General features: G+C 62.8%; 22 protein-coding genes. 17 read left to right on the top strand and 5 right to left on the bottom strand.

From position 1 onward, the window contains the following. Positions 1–44: 44 nt before the first annotated feature. From LU684_RS23950 to LU684_RS23880, 15 genes are all read left to right on the top strand, one after another. Positions 45–812 carry a heme ABC transporter permease gene (locus tag LU684_RS23950; protein WP_012273476.1) on the top strand — a complete coding sequence of 256 codons (768 nt, stop codon included), beginning with the start codon at positions 45–47 and terminating at the stop codon, positions 810–812. Then, the gene (gene ccmD, locus LU684_RS23945) at positions 809–985 is read left to right on the top strand and encodes a heme exporter protein CcmD (protein ID WP_012273475.1); all 177 of its coding nucleotides are present in this window, start codon (positions 809–811) and stop codon (positions 983–985) included. Before LU684_RS23950 ends, ccmD begins: the two co-directional genes overlap by 4 nt. Beyond that, on the top strand, positions 982–1437 hold the full coding sequence (ccmE, locus tag LU684_RS23940) for a cytochrome c maturation protein CcmE (RefSeq protein WP_016488399.1): 456 nt from the start codon (positions 982–984) through the stop codon (positions 1435–1437). Before ccmD ends, ccmE begins: the two co-directional genes overlap by 4 nt. Beyond that, complete coding sequence (locus LU684_RS23935) at positions 1434–3422, top strand: heme lyase CcmF/NrfE family subunit (protein ID WP_016488398.1); 1989 nt, start codon at positions 1434–1436, stop codon at positions 3420–3422. Before ccmE ends, LU684_RS23935 begins: the two co-directional genes overlap by 4 nt. After that, positions 3419–3955, top strand: coding sequence for a DsbE family thiol:disulfide interchange protein (locus tag LU684_RS23930; protein ID WP_016488397.1), 537 nt, complete (start codon positions 3419–3421; stop codon positions 3953–3955). The genes LU684_RS23935 and LU684_RS23930 overlap by 4 nt, the downstream gene beginning before the upstream one ends. Next, positions 3952–4428: a cytochrome c-type biogenesis protein gene (locus tag LU684_RS23925; RefSeq protein ID WP_016488396.1), complete on the top strand. Its 477-nt coding sequence runs from the start codon at positions 3952–3954 to the stop codon at positions 4426–4428. Before LU684_RS23930 ends, LU684_RS23925 begins: the two co-directional genes overlap by 4 nt. Then, on the top strand, positions 4421–5617 hold the full coding sequence (gene ccmI, locus LU684_RS23920; RefSeq protein WP_016488395.1) for a c-type cytochrome biogenesis protein CcmI: 1197 nt from the start codon (positions 4421–4423) through the stop codon (positions 5615–5617). The genes LU684_RS23925 and ccmI overlap by 8 nt, the downstream gene beginning before the upstream one ends. A gap of 12 nt (positions 5618–5629) precedes the next feature. After that, the gene (locus LU684_RS23915; RefSeq protein WP_016488394.1) at positions 5630–6046 is read left to right on the top strand and encodes a hypothetical protein; all 417 of its coding nucleotides are present in this window, start codon (positions 5630–5632) and stop codon (positions 6044–6046) included. Positions 6047–6668: 622 nt separating this feature from the next. After that, a complete protein-coding gene (locus LU684_RS23910) occupies positions 6669–6875 on the top strand; it encodes a hypothetical protein (protein WP_232895108.1) in 207 nt (68 codons plus the stop codon). 28 nt (positions 6876–6903) lie between these two features. Then, positions 6904–7842, top strand: a complete 939-nt coding sequence (locus LU684_RS23905; protein WP_023047692.1) for a 2-hydroxyacid dehydrogenase — start codon at positions 6904–6906, stop codon at positions 7840–7842. A 51-nt stretch (positions 7843–7893) separates the two neighbouring features. After that, a complete protein-coding gene (locus LU684_RS23900; protein ID WP_016488391.1) occupies positions 7894–8682 on the top strand; it encodes a PhzF family phenazine biosynthesis protein in 789 nt (262 codons plus the stop codon). A 193-nt stretch (positions 8683–8875) separates the two neighbouring features. Then, positions 8876–9283 (top strand): GFA family protein, encoded by a 408-nt coding sequence (locus LU684_RS23895; RefSeq protein ID WP_016488390.1) that lies wholly within the window; start codon positions 8876–8878, stop codon positions 9281–9283. A gap of 82 nt (positions 9284–9365) precedes the next feature. Beyond that, positions 9366–9704 carry an FKBP-type peptidyl-prolyl cis-trans isomerase gene (locus LU684_RS23890; RefSeq protein WP_016488389.1) on the top strand — a complete coding sequence of 113 codons (339 nt, stop codon included), beginning with the start codon at positions 9366–9368 and terminating at the stop codon, positions 9702–9704. Positions 9705–9911: 207 nt separating this feature from the next. Then, positions 9912–10574, top strand: coding sequence for a hypothetical protein (locus LU684_RS23885; RefSeq protein WP_016488388.1), 663 nt, complete (start codon positions 9912–9914; stop codon positions 10572–10574). A gap of 44 nt (positions 10575–10618) precedes the next feature. Continuing rightward, on the top strand, positions 10619–11812 hold the full coding sequence (locus LU684_RS23880; RefSeq protein ID WP_232895106.1) for a D-amino acid dehydrogenase: 1194 nt from the start codon (positions 10619–10621) through the stop codon (positions 11810–11812). 120 nt (positions 11813–11932) lie between these two features. Here LU684_RS23880 and LU684_RS23875 read toward each other — a convergent pair whose 3' ends face one another. The 3 genes from LU684_RS23875 to LU684_RS23865 form a co-directional block, all read right to left on the bottom strand. Beyond that, positions 11933–12661: an aspartate/glutamate racemase family protein gene (locus LU684_RS23875; RefSeq protein WP_016488386.1), complete on the bottom strand. Its 729-nt coding sequence runs from the start codon at positions 12659–12661 to the stop codon at positions 11933–11935. Between the two features lie 16 nt (positions 12662–12677). Then, positions 12678–14210 (bottom strand): NCS1 family nucleobase:cation symporter-1, encoded by a 1533-nt coding sequence (locus LU684_RS23870; RefSeq protein WP_060519372.1) that lies wholly within the window; start codon positions 14208–14210, stop codon positions 12678–12680. A gap of 555 nt (positions 14211–14765) precedes the next feature. Beyond that, complete coding sequence (locus LU684_RS23865; RefSeq protein WP_019473363.1) at positions 14766–15203, bottom strand: Lrp/AsnC family transcriptional regulator; 438 nt, start codon at positions 15201–15203, stop codon at positions 14766–14768. 133 nt (positions 15204–15336) lie between these two features. Here LU684_RS23865 and LU684_RS23860 point away from each other — a divergent pair, with 133 nt between their 5' ends. After that, positions 15337–16233, top strand: coding sequence for a DMT family transporter (locus LU684_RS23860; RefSeq protein WP_232895103.1), 897 nt, complete (start codon positions 15337–15339; stop codon positions 16231–16233). A gap of 146 nt (positions 16234–16379) precedes the next feature. Next, positions 16380–17306 carry a class I SAM-dependent methyltransferase gene (locus LU684_RS23855; RefSeq protein WP_016488382.1) on the top strand — a complete coding sequence of 309 codons (927 nt, stop codon included), beginning with the start codon at positions 16380–16382 and terminating at the stop codon, positions 17304–17306. 119 nt (positions 17307–17425) lie between these two features. Here LU684_RS23855 and LU684_RS23850 read toward each other — a convergent pair whose 3' ends face one another. Together LU684_RS23850 and LU684_RS23845 are read right to left on the bottom strand one after the other, a co-directional pair. Next, on the bottom strand, positions 17426–19450 hold the full coding sequence (locus LU684_RS23850) for a mechanosensitive ion channel family protein (protein ID WP_070086967.1): 2025 nt from the start codon (positions 19448–19450) through the stop codon (positions 17426–17428). Positions 19451–19623: 173 nt separating this feature from the next. Beyond that, positions 19624–20622, bottom strand: a complete 999-nt coding sequence (locus LU684_RS23845; RefSeq protein WP_060519363.1) for a sulfate ABC transporter substrate-binding protein — start codon at positions 20620–20622, stop codon at positions 19624–19626. Between the last annotated feature and the right edge of the window lie 143 nt (positions 20623–20765).

Here is a 20765-nt window from a genome sequence, read left to right as displayed (position 1 = left end):
AGTCCCGGGCTCTCAAGCCCGGCAAATACCCTGGATGTACCCTGATGAAAATAAGCTGGACGTGGTTCCACAAGCTGGGCTCCCCGAAATGGTTCTATGCCATCAGCGGCCGCATGCTGCCATGGCTGGCCGGCGCTGCCGTGCTCCTGCTGCTGGTCGGTATCACCTGGGGCCTGGCGTTTGCCCCCCAGGACTACCAGCAAGGCAACAGCTTCCGCATCATCTACATTCATGTGCCGGCGGCGATGCTGGCGCAATCCTGCTACGTGCTGCTGGCCGTCGCCGGTGTGGTGGGGCTGGTGTGGAAGATGAAACTGGCCGACGTCGCCCTGCAATGTGCCGCGCCCATCGGCGCCTGGATGACCGCCGTGGCGCTGGTTACCGGCGCTATCTGGGGCAAGCCGACCTGGGGCAGCTGGTGGGTGTGGGACGCCCGCCTTACGTCCATGCTCATTCTGCTGTTCCTGTACTTCGGCATTATTGCGCTGGGCCAGGCGATCAGTAATCGTGACAGTGCGGCCAAGGCCTGCGCGGTGCTGGCGATTGTCGGCGTAGTCAACATCCCGATCATCAAGTACTCGGTGGAGTGGTGGAACACCCTGCACCAGGGCGCCACCTTCACCCTCACCGAAAAGCCGGCGATGCCCGCCGAAATGTGGCTGCCGTTGCTGTGCACGGCGTTGGGTTTCTACTGTTTCTTCGGCGCCGTGCTGTTGCTACGCATGCGCCTTGAAGTGCTCAAGCGCGAGGCGCGCGCCAGTTGGGTCAAGGATGAAGTGTTGAACAGCCTGGGGCGGAGGGCCGCACAGTGAGCTTTGCCACCTTCGGTGATTTTCTCGCCATGGGCCACCATGGCCTGTACGTGTGGTCGGCCTATGGCATCTGCCTGGCAGTGCTGGCGCTGAATGTCGCCGCGCCGCTGCTGGCCCGTCGTCGCTACCTGCAAGAAGAGGCGCGCCGTTTGCGCCGGGAGAACAACCAGTGAATCCGCAGCGCAAGAAACGCCTGTTGCTCATCGTCGGCCTGCTGGTCGGTGTCGGGGTTGCCGTCGGCTTTGCCTTGAGCGCATTGCAGCAGAACATCAACCTGTTCTATACGCCCACCCAGATCGCCAATGGCGAAGCGCCGCTGGACACCCGCATCCGTGCTGGCGGCATGGTCGAGAAAGGCTCGGTGCAGCGCTCGTCCGACTCGCTGGACGTGCGCTTTGTGGTCACCGACTTCAACAAGTCGGTGCCGATCACCTACCGCGGCATCCTGCCTGACCTGTTCCGCGAAGGGCAGGGCATTGTTGCCCTGGGCAAAGTCAACGCCGACGGCGTGGTGGTGGCCGATGAAGTACTGGCCAAGCACGACGAGAAGTACATGCCGCCCGAGGTCACCAAGGCCCTGAAGGAAAGCGGCCAGGCCGCCACAGGAACGGAGGCCAGGCCATGAATGCGGCGCTGGTTATACCCGAACTCGGCCAGTTGGCGATGATCCTGGCCATCTGCTTTGCCACCGTGCAGGCCAGTGTGCCGCTGCTTGGCGCGTGGCGTGGCGACAGCCTGTGGATGAGCCTGGCACGGCCGGCGGCCTGGGGGCAATTCGCCTTCCTGGCTTTTGCCTTCGCCTGTTTGACCCATGCCTTCATGACTGACAACTTCTCGGTCGCCTATGTGGCCAGCAACTCCAACAGCGCCTTGCCCTGGTACTACAAATTCAGCGCCGTGTGGGGCGCCCACGAGGGTTCGCTGCTGCTGTGGGCGCTGATCCTGGGCGGCTGGACCTTTGCCGTGTCGGTGTTTTCGCGGCAGTTGCCGCAGGTGATGCTGGCCCGCGTGCTGGCAGTGATGGGCATGATCAGCGTCGGCTTCCTGAGCTTTTTGATCATTACTTCCAACCCATTCCAGCGCCTGCTGCCGCAAGTGCCCACCGACGGTCGCGATCTAAACCCGTTGCTGCAGGACTTCGGCCTGATCGTTCATCCGCCGATGCTGTACATGGGCTACGTGGGCTTCTCGGTGGCCTTTGCCTTCGCCATTGCCGCCTTGCTCGGCGGCCGTCTGGACGCTGCCTGGGCGCGCTGGTCGCGGCCCTGGACCATCGTCGCCTGGGCTTTCCTGGGGGTCGGCATCACCCTGGGCTCCTGGTGGGCCTACTATGAGCTGGGCTGGGGTGGCTGGTGGTTCTGGGACCCGGTGGAAAACGCCTCGTTCATGCCTTGGCTGGTGGGCACGGCGCTGATCCACTCGCTGGCGGTGACTGAAAAGCGCGGGGTGTTCAAGAGCTGGACCGTGCTGTTGGCAATTGCCGCATTCTCGCTGAGCCTGCTGGGTACTTTCCTGGTGCGTTCCGGCGTGCTGACCTCGGTGCACGCATTTGCTGCCGACCCATCGCGGGGCATTTTCATCCTGTTCTTCCTGTTGTTCGTGGTCGGTGGTTCGCTGACCCTGTTCGCCCTGCGCGCACCGGTGGTCAAGAGCCAGGTCGGTTTCGCCCTGTGGTCGCGCGAGACGCTGCTGCTGGCCAACAACCTGGTGCTGGTGGTGGCCGCATCGATGATTCTGCTCGGCACGCTGTACCCGCTGGTGCTTGATGCCCTGACCGGGGCCAAGCTGTCGGTGGGGCCGCCCTATTTCGATGCCTTGTTCCTGCCGCTGATGGCACTGCTGATGGTGGTAATGAGCGTGGGCGTGGTGGTGCGCTGGAAGGACACCCCGGGCAAATGGCTGGTCAGCATGATGACCCCGGTGCTGATCGGCAGTGCCATTCTTGCTCCGGTTGCCGGTTTTATCGTTGACGACTTCGACTGGCCGACCCTGACCGCCTTCGCCCTGGCTGCCTGGGTGGTACTTGGCGGGCTGCGCGACATCCTCGACAAGACCCGTCACAAAGGCCTGCTCAAGGGCCTGCCGGGCCTGGGCCGCAGCTACTGGGGCATGCAACTGGCACACCTGGGCCTGGCGGTGTGTGCGCTGGGTGTGGTGCTGTCGAGCAACAACAGCGCCGAACGCGACCTGCGCATGGCCCCGGGCGAAAGCGTGGAGCTGGGTGGCTACCAGTTCCTGTTCCAGGGCGCCAAGCACTTCGAAGGGCCGAACTTCATCTCCGACAAGGGTACGGTGGTCGTCAGCCGTGGTGGCCGTGAAGTGACGACCCTGCACCCGGAAAAGCGCCTGTACACCGTGCAGCAATCGATGATGACGGAAGCCGGCATCGACGCCGGCTTTACCCGCGACCTTTACGTTGCCCTTGGCGAGCCGCTTGAGAACGGCGCCTGGGCCGTGCGTGTGCACATCAAGCCTTATGTCCGCTGGATCTGGCTGGGCGGTCTGCTGACCGGCCTGGGCGGGTTGCTGGCGGCACTCGACCGGCGCTACCGCGTCAAGGTCAAGACCCGGGTGCGTGAGGCCCTGGGCGTGTCTGGAGCAGCTGCATGAAGCGTTGGATCATGGTAGTCCCCCTGGCAGTGTTCCTGCTGGTGGCGGTGTTTCTCTACAAGGGGCTGTTTCTCAAGCCCGACGAGCTGCCTTCGGCAATGATCGGCAAACCGTTCCCGGTGTTTTCCCTGGCTTCGACCCAGGGCGACCGGACCCTGACCCAGGCCGACTTGCAGGGCCGCCCGGCATTGGTCAACGTGTGGGCCACCTGGTGCCCGTCGTGCAAGGTCGAGCACCCCTACCTGAACCAGCTGGCGCAGCAGGGCGTGGTGATCCACGGCGTCAATTACAAGGACGACAACGCCGCTGCGCAGAAATGGCTGGCCGAATTCCACAACCCTTACCAGCTGGATATCCGTGACGAGCAGGGCAGCCTTGGCCTGGATCTCGGGGTGTACGGCGCGCCGGAAACTTTCCTGATCGACGCCAAGGGCATCATCCGCTACAAGCATGTGGGCATTGTCGATGCCACGGTGTGGCGTGAGCAGCTGGCACCGCTGTACCAGGGCTTGGTCGATGAGGCCAGGCAATGAGGCGCTGGCTGGCAGCTGCCGTGCTGGGCATGAGCCTGGCCAGTGTGGCCAAGGCGGCCATCGACACTTACCAGTTCCGCGATGAAGCCGAGCGCGAGCGCTACCAGCAGTTGACCAAGGAACTGCGTTGCCCCAAGTGCCAGAACCAGGACATCGCCGATTCCAACGCACCGATTGCTGCCGACCTGCGCCGAGAGATCTTCCGCATGCTTGGCGAAGGCAAGAGCAACCAGCAGATCGTCGACTTCATGGTGGACCGCTACGGTGACTTCGTGCGCTACAAGCCGGCGCTCAGCGGGCGTACCTGGCTGTTGTGGTTCGGCCCGGGCATCCTGTTGGCCGGTGGTTTCGTGGTGCTGGCGGTGATCGTGCGCCGACGCCGTGGTACGGCTTTGCCGGGCAACAACGAGCTTTCTGTCGAAGAACGCGAGCGACTCGCCAAACTGCTGGAAAAAGAACAGACCCATGATTGAATTCTGGCTTAGCGCGGGCCTGCTGCTGCTCGCCGCCCTCAGCTTTTTGCTGATCCCGATCCTGCGTGGCCGCCGTCGCCAGCAGGAAGAAGACCGCACTGCCCTGAACGTGGCCCTGTATCAGGAACGCGTTGCCGAACTGGCTGCCCAGCAGGCTGCCGGTGTGCTCGATGAGGCACAGTTGGCCAAGGGCCGTGACGAGGCTGCCCGCGAATTGCTGGCTGATACCGAAGGCGCCGATGCCCCACGCCAGGGGCATTTGGGCAAAGCCCTGCCGCTACTGGCTGCCGTGCTGGTACCGCTGATGGCGCTGGGGCTGTACCTGCATTTTGGTGCGGCCGACAAGGTGGCGCTGACCCAGGAATTCGCCGAAGCACCCAAGTCGATGGAAGAAATGACCACGCGCCTGGAGCGTGTGGTGCAGGCCCAGCCTGAGTCGGCCGAGGCCGTGTATTTCCTGGGCCGTGCCTACATGGCCGAGCAGCGCCCGGCCGATGCTGCGCGTACTTTCGAGCGGGCGGTGGCCTTGGCTGGCCGCCAGCCCGAGCTGCTGGGCCAGTGGGCCCAGGCCCTGTACTTTGCGGCCGACAAGCAGTGGAGCCCGCAGTTGCAGGCACTGACGGATGAAGCGCTGAAGGCCGACCCCAACGAGGTGACCAGCCTGGGCCTGCGCGGTATCGCGGCCTTTGAAGGCGAGCGTTACCAGGAAGCCATCGACTACTGGAAGCGCCTGCTGGCGCAGTTGCCGGAAGGCGATGCATCGCGCGATGCCCTGCAAGGCGGCATCGACCGCGCTGCCGAACGCCTGGGTGGCCCGGCAGGGCAGGCTGCAGAGCCCGCGCCGGTGGCTGCGCGGCTGAAAGTGCGGGTGGAACTGGCGGCGGCACTGAAGGACAAGGTAAAACCTGACGATACGGTGTTCATCTTCGCTCGCGCCAGCAATGGCCCGCCGATGCCCCTGGCAGCCAAGCGGGTGACGGTGGCGCAGTTGCCGATCGAAGTGGAGTTGTCCGATGCTGACGCGATGATGCCGCAGATGAAACTGTCGCAATTTGCCGAAGTCCAACTGGTTGCACGGGTTTCCCGCGCTGGCCAGCCTACCCGCGGCGAGTGGATTGGCCAGGGCGCGCCGTTGCCCAGCACCACCCAGGCTACCCAGCACCTGACCATCGACAGCCCAGACCTGTAAGAGAGCAAAGCCATGCACAGCACCGTCCGCCTGACCCTGATCACCCTGGCCCTGGGTTTGTCTGCGTGTACGGTGCATCAGCCGTATGAACAGCCGGCACCCCCGATCGAGCGCGTGCCGCCGCAAGGGCCGGTGGTCAAGCCGTTGCCGGGTGGGCAACCGTCCACCCAGCCGAGCAAACCGGCGGCGATTCCCAAGCCGATGCCGCGTACCTCGGCCAGCTTTGCGCCACCGCCTGGCGGTGCCAGCCACTGGGACCCCAAACTGGGTGTATATGTATTGGAAAAGCAGCCCAATACGTTCTACCGGCAGCGTACGTACTACCGGTTTGATAACGGCTGGAGCTGGTCGCTGAGCCCGAATGGGCCTTGGCAGGACACTGACAGCAGTGGCGTGCCGGGTGGGTTAGGGCGAGCGTTCGCCCAGTAACCCTGCTTCGGCTTTTGCTTTTGCTTTCGCTTTTGCTTTTGCTTTTGCTTTTAAGCGCGCGGTAGCTCAGGCGACGCAGATTGCGACTTCAGGAGGCCGAGCGCAGGGCTTGCGGAGGGAGGTGACGGGCATGGATGCCCGTCAAGCGCTGGGCCCCAGGATGGGGCCTGCAGCGCGGTCCTCCCGGGAGCAAGCCCGGAGCGAGGGGACCCCGGAGCGCAGCGTAGGGGCCGGATGATGGGAGCCAGCGTTTTTTGGTTACTTTTTGTCGCGTTTGACAAAAAGTGACCCGCCGTAAGGGCGGAAAGGTGACTTGACGCCACCTTCGAAAATGAATGTTAGCCTCCTCATTGATGCCCACGCCTCCACGCCTCCAAGCGACAAGCGAAACGGTGCTGGTTTTTAGCTCGCGCATAGGCCATTTGCGATGGCGACGCACACTCACCTTTTCGCCCTTACGGCGAGTCACTTTTTGTCAAACGCGACAAAAAGTAACCAAAAAACGCTGCGCTCCCATCATCCGGCCCCTGCGCTGCGCTCCGGGGTCCCCTCACTCCGGCCTCGCTCCCGGGAGGACCGCGCTGCAGGCCCCATCCTGGGGCCCAGCGCTTGACGGGCATCCATGCCCGTCACCTCCCTCCGCAAGGCCTGCGTTCGGCCTCCTGAAGTCGCGAAGAGCAAGATCAAGATCAAGAGCAAGAGCAAGAGCAAGAGCAAGAGCAAGAGCAAGAGCAAGAGCAAGAGCAAGAGCAGCGGCTACAGCGGAGCAGCACAGTACAGTTTTGCCTTGTTATTTCAATTGACTGTACTGGCTGGTGACTCCGCATAATGACGCCTCGAATTGACCCGGAGGTGGCATGCGCAAGACAGTCCTGGTACTGGTAGAAACCGTCGACGATTACCTGCCCATGCTGGAGCAGGCCGGTTACCGCCTTATCCGTGCCCCCTCACCGCAACTGCGCGCCGAGGCCATTCAGCGCCACGCCAGTGAAATCGATGCCGTGCTCACTCGCGGCCCGCTGGGGCTGACTGCCGCCGAAATCGACGCATTGCCCAAGTTGCAGATCATCTGCGTGATCGGCGCCGGCTACGAGCAAGTCGACCTGGTTGCCGCCGCCGCCCGCGGCATCACCGTAACCAATGGCGCTGGTGCCAATGCCAGCGCAGTCGCCGACCACACCCTGGCCCTGTTGCTGGCGCTACTGCGCGACATCCCCCGTGCTGATGCCAGCACCCGGCGCGGTGAATGGAACCGGGTGATCAGCCCCTCGGTGAGCGGCAAACGCCTGGGTATTCTTGGCCTCGGGGCGGTGGGCCAGGCCATTGCCAAGCGCGCCAATCTGGGCTTCGACATGTCCATCAGCTATCACAGCCGCACGCCGCGCGAAGATGTACCTTACACCTGGTACGACAGCCCGCTGCACCTGGCCGCTGCTGTCGACATCCTGGTCGTGGCCACTCCCGGTGGCGCCAATACCCAGCACCTGGTCGATGCTCAGGTACTGCAGGCGCTGGGCGCAAATGGCTATCTGGTGAATATTGCCCGGGCCAGCGTGGTCGACACGCAGGCTCTGATTACCGCATTGCAGCAGGGTCAGCTGGCGGGCGCCGCGCTGGACGTGTTCGACGACGAACCGGCAGTACCCCAAGGCCTCAAGGCTTTGGCCAATACCGTGCTCACGCCCCACGTTGCCGGCCAGTCACCGGAGGCTGCGCGCGATACCGTGACCCTGGTGCTGCGCAACCTGCAGGCTTTCTTTGCCGGCGAGCCGGTATTGACCCCGGTACGCCCGTAACCCCTTTTCAGACATCTGCCTGGCAAGGCCCGGGCAACAAGGAGTGTGAGCATGCAACTCGAAATCTTCCAGGTCGATGCCTTTTCCGCTGAACCGTTCGGTGGCAACCCGGCGGCGGTGATCCCGCTTGAGGCCTGGCTGCCGGACGATGTGCTGCAGCGCATCGCCGAAGAAAACAACTTGTCGGAAACGGCCTATTTCGTGCGCAACGGCGAAACCTTTGACCTGCGCTGGTTCACCCCGACCGTTGAAGTTGACCTATGCGGCCACGCGACTCTCGCGTCGGCCTATGTGCTGTTCGAGCAACTGGGTGAGCAGGCGCAGGTGCTGCGTTTCAATACCCGCAGTGGCGAATTGCGTGTCAGCCGTGGCGCTGACGGGTTGCTGGCCATGGATTTCCCGGCCAAACAACCGGGCATCGTGGAAACCCCGGCGGGCCTGTTGCAAGCGCTGGGCCTGAGCCAGGCACAGGCGGTGTACCGTAGCGATGACTACGTCGTCGTGATTGATGACGCCCTGTTGCTCGATACGTTAAAGCCTGACTTTGTGGCACTTTCGGCCTTCGACGTGCGCGGCATTGCCGTGACGGCTGCAGGGCGTGGCTTTGATTTTGTCACCCGCTGGTTCGGCCCGCGGGTCGGCGTGAATGAAGACCCGGTCACTGGCTCGGCACACACCTCGCTGGCGCCGGTGTGGGCTGAGCGCCTGGGCAAGCAGGTGCTCAGCTGCGAGCAGGGCGGTGCACGTAAAGGGCAGCTGCTGTGCGAAGTACCGGGCAATGGCCGGGTGATCATCAGCGGGCGGGCGGCGTTGTACCTGCGCGGCACTGTGTACATCTGACGCTTCACGCGATCCTTTGTAGGCGCGGCCTTGTGTCGCGAGCGGCGCAACGCGCGCCCCTCGGCTTTCGCGTAGATGCATCACCCAAGGGGCTGCTTTGCAGCCCGATCGCGACACAAGGCCGCTCCTACACCGACCGCGTTGCAGCTGGCATCTATAATTGCTGGCCCATCTTCCGCTCAAGGAGCCAGCCATGGCCCTGGAAAAACAAGGCACCTGCCTGTGCGGCGCCACCACGCTCAAGGTCACCGTCGACAACACCCATATCAGCGCCTGCCATTGCAGCATGTGCCGCAAGTGGACCGGCGGCCCGTTGCTGGTGGTGCATTGCAGCCAGCCGCCGGTCATCGAAGGGCGTACCCCCAATGTCTACGATTCGTCCGACTGGGCGCAGCGAGGGTTTTGCGGCCAATGCGGCACGCACCTGTATTACCGGCTGAAGTCCAATGACTTCCATGCGGTGCCGGTCGGCCTGCTGGATGGGGATCAGGAGTGGGATTTCGATCTGCAGATTTTTGTCGAGCAGAAGCCCGCCTGGTACTGCTTTGCCAACCAGACCAAAGAGCTGACCGGTCAAGAAGTGTTTGAGCAGAGCAGTTAAAAGTGGCCTGTCGATCCTTCTTGCCAAACCCGTGCATTCCTGAGAAAAGGGCGGCTTTGTTTTTCAGCGTTGGAGTGTGCCTGTGAGCCAAGAACTGCAGATCATCGACCTGGTCGAGGGTGAAGGCAAAGCCGCCGTCAAGGGCGCCCTGATCACCACCCAGTACACCGGCTGGCTGGCTGATGGCAGCGAGTTCGACTCGTCCTGGTCACGCGGCAAGCCGTTCCAGTGCGTTATTGGTACCGGTCGAGTGATCAAAGGTTGGGATCAGGGCCTGATGGGGATGCGCGTTGGCGGCAAGCGCAAACTGCAGGTTCCAGCACACTTGGGCTATGGCGAGCGCAGCGTGGGGGCGATACCGCCTGGCTCGGACCTGACCTTTGAGATCGAATTGCTGGAAGTGCTGACGCGGGATGATTGAAGCACCGGACATAATTTAGCAACACCCATCCCCTAAACTAGGCTTGCCTAGGGAACGGCATCCACCTCCAGGGAGGAACCAAACGGGTTCAGGGCACTCTGACGCTCACTCGTTGCCAAGGATGGCATTTACTGCAAGGGCGCCCTGCAACCGATGGGGCGATGTGGCGGGTCAACCCGATTTTCTCTGCCACACGAGCCTGCCTTGATGAAGTTGCCCACATTCTTCCGTCGTCGTCGCCATCTGGTACTGAGCCTGGCACTCACGGTCGTCGGCGTACCGCTGGCGCTGGAGGCTGTCGACAGCCGGGCTCAACCGGTGGATGGCACACAGACCCTGGTGTTCCTGCGCCATGCGGAGAAGCCGGGTGAGGGGCTTGGCCAGTTGAACTGCCAGGGCCTCAATCGCGCACTGGACCTGGCAACCTTGCTGCCAGAGCGCTTCGGTAATGCCGACTACGTGTTTGCCGCCAACCCTTCGCGGCAGGTCGAGGAAGGCAGCAAGGACGAAAGCTACAGCTACATCCGCCCGCTGATGACCATCACCCCTAGCGCCATCCGCCTCGGCTTGCCGGTGAATATCGACTACGGCGCCAACGATACCGATGAACTGGCCGATGAATTACTGAGCGACAAATACCGCAACGCGACCATCTACACCGCCTGGTCCCACGGCTACCTGCCTGAACTGATCAACACGGTGGCCGGCAAGGCCTTGGGTGAAGAGCGGGTGATCACCCAGGACTGGAACGGCGATGACTTCGACACCCTCTATGTACTGACCCTGACCTGGCACGACGGCAAGGCTAGCCTGCTCAGCCGCAACGTGCGCCAGGGCCTGAATGACGGTGCGCATAGCTGCCCGACCTGATCCGCTGGTACTGTTTGGCCAGGAAGCCACCACAGGGAAGCGCGATGAAGCAGCGGGTAACGGTAATCGGGGGCGGGGTGGTTGGCCTGGCGACGGCTTACGCGCTTGTTCGTGAAGGGCGGTCGGTTGATTTGATCGAGGCCCGCGACAGCTTGGCGTCGGCTACCAGCTTCGCCAATGGCGGGCAATTGTCCTATCGCTATGTGGCACCGCTGGCTGATGCCGGGGTGCCGTGGCAGGCACTGGGCTGGCTGTTGCAGGGCGAGTCGCCGCTGCGCCTGCGCTTGCGCCTGGACCCGGCGCAGTGGCGCTGGTTGTTGGCATTCACCCTGGCTTGCCGGCGCAGCGTCAATCGCCGAAATGCCGAGCAGCTGCTGGAGCTGGCGCTGCGCAGCCAGGCCGTGCTGGCGCAATGGCGCGAGGACCAGAACCTGGGTGATTTCAACTGGCGGCGCAATGGCAAGCTGGTGGCTTTTCGCAGCGAGCGGGCCTTTGCCCATGGCCGGGCTCAGTTGACGGACCCGGCCAGCCAGCGGGTGCTGGCGGCCGCCGAGTTGCGCGCGCTGGACCCTGCCTTGGAGGGCGCACCGTTTGTGGGTGGCGTGTTCACAGCGGATGAAGAGGTGGGCGATTGCCACTTGTTCTGCCAGCGCCTGGAGGCACTGTTGCGCGCTTCGGGGCAATGCCGTTTCCTGCTTGGGCGGCCAGTGACGCAGCTGGTACGGCGCCAGGACCAGGTCGTAGCGCTGCAACTGGGCAACGAGCAACTGGACGTGGAACAGTTGGTGCTGTGTGCCGGGCATCGTGGCCCAAGCTTGGCATTACCGGGGGTGCAGATACCGGTCTACCCGCTGAAGGGCTACAGCCTGACGGCACCGATCAGCACTGGGCATCGGGCACCGGAAGTGAGCCTTACCGACTATGAACGCAAGATCGTCTATGCCCGCCTGGGGCAGCAGCTGCGGGTAGCGGCGATGGTGGACATTGTCGGGTTCGACGAATCGGTGGAAAAGCGCAGGTTGCAGAGCATGCGACGGCTGGCGCTGGAGACATTACCGATGGCTGCGGATTATGGGCAGGCGGTGGAGTGGGCGGGCATGCGACCGGCGACACCGACCGGGGTGCCGATCATAGGGGGGACGGTGTATCGCAACCTGTGGCTGAACCTGGGGCATGGGGCGTTGGGGTTTACGCTGGCCTGTGGCAGTGCAGAGCGGCTGGCTAGAAAAATCGGTTGACCCTACCGGCCTCTTCGCGGGTAAACCCGCTCCCACAGGTTCACCACAAGCCTGAATGCTGTGGGATACCTGTGGGAGCGGGTTTACCCGCGAAGAGGCCAGTACAGGCAAACCAAACAGTCAGCGGCCTAGGCGCATCGGCCAACCCACCACTTTCTTCACCCGCGGTGTGGCATAGGTGCGCACCTTGGAGGTGCTCAAGCCCATACGCACCAGCGATTCGGCAATGGTCACCGCTGCGCTCACCCCATCCACCACCGGCACGCCGGTGCGCTGGCGGATCTGCTCGTCCAGCCCGGCCATGCCGCCGCAACCCAGGCAAATCACTTCGGCCTTGTCGTCATGCACGGCGCGTTCGGCCTGCTCGACAATCGCCTCCACAGCCCGCTGCGGGTCGGCTTCCAGCTCCAGCACCGCCAGCCCGCTGGCCCGCACCGAGGCACAGCGGTCATAAAGGCCAGACAGCTTCAGACGGTCTTCGATCAGTGGCACGGTACGGTCCAGGGTGGTTACCACGGAGTAAGCATGCCCCAGGTACATCGCGGTGCTGGCGGCCGCATCGGTAATGTCCACCACCGGCACGTTCAGCAGTTCCTGCAGGCCTTCGCGGCCGTGTTCGCCGTAACCGGCCTGGATCACGGCGTCGTAAGGACCTTCGTAGGCGAGCACCCGGTCCATCACCGCAATGGCAGCCAGGTAGCTTTCGAAGTTGCCTTCCACCGACTCGGCGCCGAACCAAGGGGTAAGCCCCACGATTTCGGTACCGGGTGCGGCTACTGCACGGGCCTGTTGGGCAATGGCTTCGGTGATGGCTTCGGTGGTGTTGACGTTGGCGATCAGAATACGCATGGGCAGTCCTCCCTGATCAATGGCTGCTGTGGTCGACGGCGATGCATTCGCCGCTGACGTCGTGGTAGTGGCGGTTGCGTGGTGCGATCAGCAGGTACAGGACGGCGGCGATGCCGGCACCGATCAGCCAGGAGAACGGGGCCACGCTGTGGAAATGGGGTACCAGGGCCAGCACGATGGCCAGCAACGCAGCAGGCACGAAGGCGGCCACGGCGCGCAGGTTGATGCCCTTGCTGTAGTGGTAGGCGCCGGTCGGGTGCTCGGTGTACAGCTCCGGCACGTTGATGCAGCCTTTGCGCAGCAACCAGTAGTCGGACATGATCACCCCGTACAGCGGGCCGAGCAGGGCGCCCAGGCCGGACAGGAAGTACACGATCACCAGCGGACTGTTGTAGAGGTTCCACGGCAGGATCAGCACCGCCAGCGTGGCGCTGATTAGCCCCGCGCGGCGGAAGTTCAGGTGGCGTGGCGCCAGGTTGCTGAGCACGAAGGCCGGGGCGACGAAGTTGGCCATGATGTTCACCGCCACGGTGACAATCAGGAAGGCTACGCAGCCCAGTACCAGGAACAGCGTGCTGGGGATGGCGGCGACGATCTGGGTCGGGCTGTCGATGATCTGGCCGTTGATCTGGAACTGCGCGCCGCACAGCACCACGGTGATCACGGCAAACACCAGTATGTTCACCGGCAGGCCCCAGAAGTTGCCGACGCGGATGGTCTTGCGGCACGGCGAGGAGCGGGCGAAATCACAGAAGTTCAGTACCAGGGTGCCGTAGATCGCCAGCCACAATGCGCCGCCAGCGAAGATGTTGCGCCACATATCAACGCCGGTCAGTGGCTCGGCGACCGACCAGGCGATGCGCGCGTCGGCCTTGACGTACATGAACACCGCCAGGGCGGCAACGGTCAGCAGGATCACCGGGCCGGCGAAGGCCTCGTAGCGGCGCACCATCTCCATGCCGTAGGCCAGGATCACCAGCTGCACCAGCCAGATCGACACGAAGCACGCCCAGCCCAGGCTCGACAGGCCGAGGATGCTGTCGTGGTCGTAGGCCGCCACTTGCGGCCACACGGCTGTAAGCAGCACACGCAGCACCACCGAGGCCAGGTAGGTCTGGATGCCGAACCAGGCAATGGCAATGACTGCGCGGATCAGCGCCGGTATCTGTGCGCCGTGGATGCCGAAGGCAATGCGGCTGATGACCGGGAACGGCACCCCGGTTTTCTGCCCCATATAGCCGGACAGGTTCATGAAGAAGTACACCAGCGCTGCGCCAATGGCCAGCGACAGCAAAATCTGCCAGCCACCCAGGCCGAGGGCGAACAAGCCCATGGCGAAGGAGTAGTTGGCAATATTGTGCACATCGTTTGTCCACAACGCGAAGATGCTGTAGCCACCCCAGCGCCGCCCTTCGGTGCGTGTCGGGGCAAGGTCGCGGTTGTGCAGGCGCGGGCTCAGCGCCAGTTGCGGCACCTCGCCAACAAGGTTGGAAGCGGGGTGGGTGCTGGCGACGGATAGTTCAGGGGCAAGGTCGAGGCTGCTACTCATTCCGGCGGGCTCCTGATGCACTTTGACTGCGATGAGCGGGCATGCGCACGGGCTCGCCACCTCGTCGGTGCAGCTTGGCATCACAGGGTTCTGGGCGCGGCGGCCGGCTTTGGACCGGCGTGGCGGGTTCTTGTGTATTTATGTTTTGTTTAAGTTGTATACAAAACACGAACACACAAAAGCGAGTTCCATGCCAGGGGAAAGCAAGTTGTAACAGATGCACATTTCGAACTTATCTTTTTGAAAGATAAGTTAATGAAATAAGTGAGGTATAAATTGACCGAATGAACAGGTTTAAATTTTCTGTCGACTATTTAGTTGATCGAATGGTCAAAATTAGTTGCGGGTAGTGTGTAACGCAATGGGGCGTTTCTGAAGAAAGTGCACACAAAAATGGCACTTATGGTGACATTTGTGTGTACAAAAAATCGTCAGGTTTTTCTGCGCTGGCCTCTTCGCGGGTAAACCCGTTCCCACAGGGTTCATCACAAGCCCAAATCTGGTGCAGTACTTGTGGGAGCGGGTTTACCCGCGAAGAGGCCGGAACAGGCGAATTCATTCCATTGGCGGCAATCGCCGCTTCACCGGGCTTTTCTTGATGATGGCGGTGTTGGTCTCGGCCAGCACATTGATGCGGTCGAGCAGGGTGTCCAGTTGCTCCATCGAGCGCACATGCAACCGGGCAATGAAACAGTCCTCCCCGGTGACCTTGTCGCACTCGGTGAACTCGGGGATGGCGATGATTTGCCGTTCTACCTCCTGCAGCTGGCCCGGCAGTGGGCGGATGCGCACGATGGCCTGTAACTGGTAACCAAAGGCGCGCGGATCGACCTCCACGGTGTAACCGCGCAGCACACCGCGCTCTTCCAGGCGGCGCAGGCGCTCGCTGACGCTGGGCGCGGACAGCCCGCTGACTTGCGCCAGGGCTTTGAGCGAGCGGCGCGAGTCTTCCATCAGTGCATTGATCAACAGTTGGTCGATGGCATCGGTCATGGTCACCTCGTCAGGTAATTCGCGTAATTTGCCTTGATAGTAAAGGCAAGGATGCAAATCTGCCTTGGTTATCCGCTGGAAGGCTGAGCTGTAACCTTTGCATACTGTTGCCATCAACAACGGGAGGTGTGAGATGGACAGTTCGTTGCGCCATGGCTCGCTGGAAATGGTCGCCGCCATGCTGATTTCCGGGACCATCGGCTGGTTCGTGCTGGTGTCGGGGCAGCCGGTGCTCGAGGTGGTGTTCTGGCGCTGCGTGTTCGGTGCCGTGACCCTGCTGGTGATTTGCGCCGCTTTCGGCTTTTTGCGGGCCGGAGTCATCAGCCGCACGGCGTTCCTGTTGGCGATCGCCAGCGGCGTGGCCATTGTCGGCAACTGGCTGCTGCTGTTTGCCTCGTATTCCCGTGCGTCGATCGCCATCGGGACCGCGGTGTACAACGTGCAGCCGTTCATGCTGGTGGGGCTGGCAGCGCTGTTTCTGGGCGAAAAGATCACATTGGCCAAGCTTACATGGCTTAGCGTGGCGTTCCTCGGCATGTTGGCCATCGTCAGCGCCCATGGTGCGGGGCAGGGCGGCGGTGAGGAATACTTGCTGGGCATTGCCCTGGCACTGGGGGCGGCGTTTTTGTATGCCATTGCGGCGTTGATCATCAAGCGGCTGAAAGGCACGCCACCTCACCTGATCGCGTTGATTCAGGTAACGACGGGTGTACTGGTGCTGGCGCCGTGGGTCAAACTCGGGGGATTGCCGGGTGAAGTGCCAGCGCTGGCCAGCCTGTTGACGCTGGGCATCGTCCACACCGGCCTCATGTATGTGCTGCTGTACAGTGCCATTCAGCGTTTGCCCACAGCGTTGACGGGGGCGCTGTCATTCATTTACCCGATTGCTGCGATTCTGGTGGACTGGGTGGCCTTCGGGCACCGCCTTGCTCCGCTGCAATGGCTGGGGGTAGGGCTGATTCTGCTGTCAGCGGCGGGGATGCAGCAGGGATGGTGGTTCCGGCCGGCGCGGCTTGCAGTCAAGAATTGAAGTGACCTTGCCCGGCCTCTTCGCGGGTAAACCCGCTCCCACAGGATCACCTTAGCTCTGAATACTGTGGGGTCCCTGTGGGAGCGGGTTTACCCGCGAAGAGGCCCACAAGGTAGAATGCCGCTTTTGCCAGCCTGCGACCCACCATGACTTCCCCGATTCACACCTTGGAGCAGCACCTGCTCGCCGCCCTCGACCCTGCCCCGCAGGAAACCCGCCGCCTGTTCCATGGCCGTGGCCGCTGCTGGGCAGGCCTGGAGCAGGTCACTGTCGACTGGCTGCAAGGCGTGCTCTCGGTAGCCCTCTTCCGCGAGCTGCCCGAGGGCCAACTGGCCGAACTGGAAGCCATGCTGCGCAACCTGGCCCAGTGCCCGCAATGGGCCGGCCAAGCCATCCTCATCCAGCACCGCTACTTGCCCGACAGCCCTGGTCAGTGGCTGCTGGGCGAGCCGTGTCAGCAACGTGAGGTGGTCGAGGACGGCCTGTCCTACTTGCTGGACCTGGGCGTGCGGCAAAATATCGGCCTGTTTCTCGACATGCGCTACGGCCGCCGCTGGGTGCGCGAGCAGGCGGCGGGCAAGCGCGTGCTGAACCTGTTCGCCTACACCTGCGGCTTCTCGGTAGCAGCGATTGCCGGGGGCGCCGAGCAGGTGGTGAACCTGGACATGGCCAAGTCGGCGCTGGCACGGGGTCGGGACAACCACCGCCTCAATGGCCATGACGCATCGCGGGTGGCGTATCTGGGGCATGAGCTGTTCAAGTCGTGGGGAAAGGTGCGCAAGTACGGGCCTTATGACCTGATCATCATTGACCCGCCAACCTTCCAGCGTGGCAGCTTCGTGCTGACCCAGGATTACGCGAAGATCCTGCGGCGTTTGCCAGAGTTGCTGAGCGCCGGTGGAACGGTGCTGGCGTGTGTCAACGACCCGGCGATCGGGCCGGAGTTTCTGATCGAGGGGATGGCTGAGCAGGCGCCATCGCTGGCGTTTGTCGAGCGGCTGGAAAACCCGCCGGAGTTTCCGGATGTGGACCCGGCCGGGGGGCTCAAGGCCTTGGTATTCCGCCAGACCTGAAGTTGCCAGTACCGGCCCTATCGCCGGCAAGCCAGCTCCCACAAGGGGCAGCACAACCCTGAATGTGGTGGGGTCCTGTGGGAGCTGGCTTGCCGGCGATAGGGCCAGTGCTGGCAGCATCAAGCCCCCAGGGCCTGCAGCGGCAGCGGGTACACCTGGGCAAAACTGACGTTGTCGGTCTGGTCCACCCGCTTCTTCAGCCGCTCGTTGAACGCTCGGCTCACCGCATATTGCCCGCCGGAAATGGTGCGGAACTGCGCCGTCAGCACAAACCCGTTCAGGTCCATGCGGTCCACCCCGAACACCTGCAGCGGCCCTTGCAGGTTGATGCGTAGCAGCGGGTCTTCGCTGATCGACTTGCCCACTTCATGGATAAGTGCCAGTGACGCATCCACATCACTGTCGTAGGTGAACTGCACCGAGAAAAACGCATAGGCGAACTGCCGCGACTGGTTGGTAACCGCCTTGATCTGACCGAACGGCACCGAGTGCACAAAGCCTTTGCCATCGCGCAGGCGCAACGTACGGATCGTCAGGCTCTCGACGGTACCGGCATGGCCGGAGTCAAGCACGACCCAATCGCCGATGGAAATGGTGTCCTCGATCAGAATGAACAACCCGGTAATCACATCCTGCACCAGTTGCTGCGAGCCGAAGCCGATGGCCAGGCCGATCACCCCCGCACCGGCGAGCAGAGGCGCGACGTTGATCCCCAGGTTGGCCATGGTGGTGATGGTGCAGATGACGATGAGGATGACCTTGATGGCGTTGCGCAGCATCGGCAGGATGGTCCGTACCCGGGTACTCGGCTGGCGCGATGCGCGCCGCCCCACCGCAGGCTTGAGCGCTTCCTGAATGGCAGTATCGAGCACCACCCACAGCAGCCAGGTGACCAGCAGGATCAGGCCGATACTCGACAGCGAATTGCTGATGGCCTGGCCGAGGCTGTTGCTTAGCGCAAAGCCGATCACCGAAACGCCCCAGATGCGCCCCAGCAGTTCGATGAAGGCCACTGCCATGGCGATGCGCAGCAGCGCGTGGGCCAGGCTGCGCAGCAGTTCCCTGTAGGGCCGTACCCGTTGCCCGGCATCTGCGTCGCGCGGTGCCAGCAGGTGTTGCAATAGTGTGCTGACAAACACCGTGGAGACCAGTAGCACTGTGGTCAGCAAGGCCTTCTGCAATGCTTTCTGGCTTTCTTCGCCGGCGCCGATCAGGTGAATGGCCGACACCAAGATCATCAGCAGGATCGGCAAATACCACAGCACCGAAAAGATCCGCAGGGTTTCCTGCACCGCGCGATGCTGCACGCGGTCCTTGAAGGCGCGGTTGCGGATCAGGTGCGCGACCGGGCGGCGCAGGCGGACCACCAGGCTGGCGAAGATGAAGGTGGCAATCAGGCCGGTGGCCACGGCGACGCTGGCGGTGATGTTGCCGCCAAGCTGGCGGGCAATCTGTGGGCTGGTCAGGGCATCGCTCCAGGCAGCGAGAAAGCCGATCATGAACAGCGGGCGGGGGGCCAGGCGTTTGATTACCGCCACAGCGGCGCGTTTGTGGCCGGCGTCGAACAGGGTCACCAGGCACAGGATGATCGAGGTCGAGAACAGGCCGCTGCTGGTGGCGTAGGCCAGGCTCAGGCCCAGTGCGCGCGCTACCGACGGGTCGAGAAAGCGGCTGGCGTACAGTGTCAGCGGTAAGCTGGCCAATGCCGGCAGGGTATAGGGCAGCAAGTAGCCGAGCAGGCTGCTGGCGCGCTTGCGTTCGCGTAGCCAGGGCTTGCCTGAAGCGCGGTTGGCGACCCACCGGCCGAGGCTGGTGAATGCGGCGAAGCTGGCGGCCCAAGTCAGGGTAAGCAGGATGAAGTTGCCGATCAGATGCAGCGAGTCGTCGGCCGAGTGCCGGTCAACCAGGCGCTCGACTTCCTTGGCGGCGCGGTCGGTGCGCAGGCGCCAGGCATCAACCAGATGGGCATCAAGGTCGAGTTCCTGTGCGGCGCTGTCCAGGCCGTCGGCCAGGGCGCCCAGCAGGCCGCCTTGCAAGACCGGTGCGGGTTCGGCGGGTTGTTCTTCGGTGGGGGCGGGGTCAGCGGCAAGCAGGTGGGTGCTCAGCAGGCAGCCGAGCAGCAGGGTTGAGAGAAAGCGCAGCACTGGAGTACTCCTTGGGCCGGGGTGAGCGGGGCAGGGTTACTCAAGGAACTGATTGTCGGTTGATGAAGAAAGTTCGAAGAAGTGTGTCAAAGCAACTGGCCCTATCGCCGGCAAGCCAGCTCCTACAGGTACTGCACACGCTGCGGGCATTGTGCAGTACCTGCCTGCATCAATTACTGGCCGGTATAGATCTGGTCGAACACGCCACCATCGTTGAAGTGGGTCTTCTGCACGGTGCGCCAGTCACCGAAGGTCTTCTCCACCGACAGGAATTCCACTTTGGGGAAACGGTCGGTGTACTTGGCCAGTACCGTCGCATCACGCGGGCGCAGGTAGTTGTTGGCGGCGATCTCCTGGGCTGCTGGCGACCACAGGTACTTCAGGTATTCCTCGGCCACAGCCTGGGTACCTTTCTTCGCCACGACCTTGTCTACCACAGTGACAGGTGGCTCGGCTTCGGCCGACACGCTTGGGTAGACCACTTCGAACTGGTCGCGGCCAAACTCGCGGGCGATCATTTCGGCTTCGTTCTCGAAGGTGACCAGCACATCACCAATCTGGTTGGTCATGAAGGTGGTGGTGGCGGCACGGCCCCCGGTGTCCAGCACTGGCGCTTGTTTGAACAACTTGCCAACGAAATCACGGGCTTTGGCCTCGTCGCCGCCTTGCTTGAGCACATAGCCCCAGGCCGACAAGTAGGTGTAGCGGCCGTTACCCGACGTTTTCGGGTTGGGCACGATCACCTGCACGCCGTCCTTGAGCAGGTCGGGCCAGTCTTTCAGGGCTTTTGGGTTGCCCTTGCGCACGATGAACACAGTGGCCGAGGTGAACGGCGCGCTGTTGTTCGGCAGGCGGGTGACCCAGTTATCCGGCACCAGCTTGCCATTGTCGACCAAGGCGTTGATATCGGTGGCCATGTTCATGGTGATGACATCGGCTGGCAGGCCATCGATTACCGCACGCGCCTGTTTGCTCGAGCCGCCGAAGGACATTTGCACGTTGACCTTCTCTTTGTGCTCGGCTTCCCAGTGCTTCTGGAAGGCCGGGTTGTAGTCCTTGTAGAAGTCGCGCATCACGTCGTAGGAAACGTTCAGCAGGGTGGGGGCGGCCTGGGCGAGGTTGCCCAGGGCCAGGCCTGCGGCGAGCAGCGAGGCGGTGAAGAGTTTTTTCACGTTGCTTCCTTGTTCTTGAAGGGTTTTGGGGCAGAGTGCCAGCGACTATAGCGGGTGGCTTGAAGCGGGATAAAGAACAAAAAACACTTTGGTTATGCCGTTGCCAGTCCCGGCCTCTTCGCGGGCTCGCCCGCTCCCACAGG

Source organism: Pseudomonas sp. NMI542_15 (genome assembly GCF_021283425.1).
Taxonomy (GTDB): Bacteria; Pseudomonadota; Gammaproteobacteria; order Pseudomonadales; family Pseudomonadaceae; genus Aquipseudomonas; species Aquipseudomonas fortuita.
The sequence above is the reverse complement of the archived record's forward strand: the minus strand, read 5'-3'. Positions and strand labels throughout refer to the sequence as shown.

Bases quoted from the DNA above. Each gene is read 5' to 3' on its own strand.
- LU684_RS23950 (WP_012273476.1), top strand. From the start codon at position 45: ATGAAAATAAGCTGGACGTGGTTCCACAAGCTGGGCTCCCCGAAATGG.
- LU684_RS23935 (WP_016488398.1), top strand. From the start codon at position 1,434: ATGAATGCGGCGCTGGTTATACCCGAACTCGGCCAGTTGGCGATGATC.
- LU684_RS23930 (WP_016488397.1), top strand. From the start codon at position 3,419: ATGAAGCGTTGGATCATGGTAGTCCCCCTGGCAGTGTTCCTGCTGGTG.
- LU684_RS23925 (WP_016488396.1), top strand. From the start codon at position 3,952: ATGAGGCGCTGGCTGGCAGCTGCCGTGCTGGGCATGAGCCTGGCCAGT.
- ccmI (WP_016488395.1), top strand. From the start codon at position 4,421: ATGATTGAATTCTGGCTTAGCGCGGGCCTGCTGCTGCTCGCCGCCCTC.
- LU684_RS23915 (WP_016488394.1), top strand. From the start codon at position 5,630: ATGCACAGCACCGTCCGCCTGACCCTGATCACCCTGGCCCTGGGTTTG.
- LU684_RS23910 (WP_232895108.1), top strand. From the start codon at position 6,669: ATGCCCGTCACCTCCCTCCGCAAGGCCTGCGTTCGGCCTCCTGAAGTC.
- LU684_RS23905 (WP_023047692.1), top strand. From the start codon at position 6,904: ATGCGCAAGACAGTCCTGGTACTGGTAGAAACCGTCGACGATTACCTG.
- LU684_RS23900 (WP_016488391.1), top strand. From the start codon at position 7,894: ATGCAACTCGAAATCTTCCAGGTCGATGCCTTTTCCGCTGAACCGTTC.
- LU684_RS23895 (WP_016488390.1), top strand. From the start codon at position 8,876: ATGGCCCTGGAAAAACAAGGCACCTGCCTGTGCGGCGCCACCACGCTC.
- LU684_RS23885 (WP_016488388.1), top strand. From the start codon at position 9,912: ATGAAGTTGCCCACATTCTTCCGTCGTCGTCGCCATCTGGTACTGAGC.
- LU684_RS23880 (WP_232895106.1), top strand. From the start codon at position 10,619: ATGAAGCAGCGGGTAACGGTAATCGGGGGCGGGGTGGTTGGCCTGGCG.
- LU684_RS23875 (WP_016488386.1), bottom strand. From the start codon at position 12,661: ATGCGTATTCTGATCGCCAACGTCAACACCACCGAAGCCATCACCGAA.
- LU684_RS23870 (WP_060519372.1), bottom strand. From the start codon at position 14,210: ATGAGTAGCAGCCTCGACCTTGCCCCTGAACTATCCGTCGCCAGCACC.
- LU684_RS23865 (WP_019473363.1), bottom strand. From the start codon at position 15,203: ATGACCGATGCCATCGACCAACTGTTGATCAATGCACTGATGGAAGAC.
- LU684_RS23860 (WP_232895103.1), top strand. From the start codon at position 15,337: ATGGACAGTTCGTTGCGCCATGGCTCGCTGGAAATGGTCGCCGCCATG.
- LU684_RS23855 (WP_016488382.1), top strand. From the start codon at position 16,380: ATGACTTCCCCGATTCACACCTTGGAGCAGCACCTGCTCGCCGCCCTC.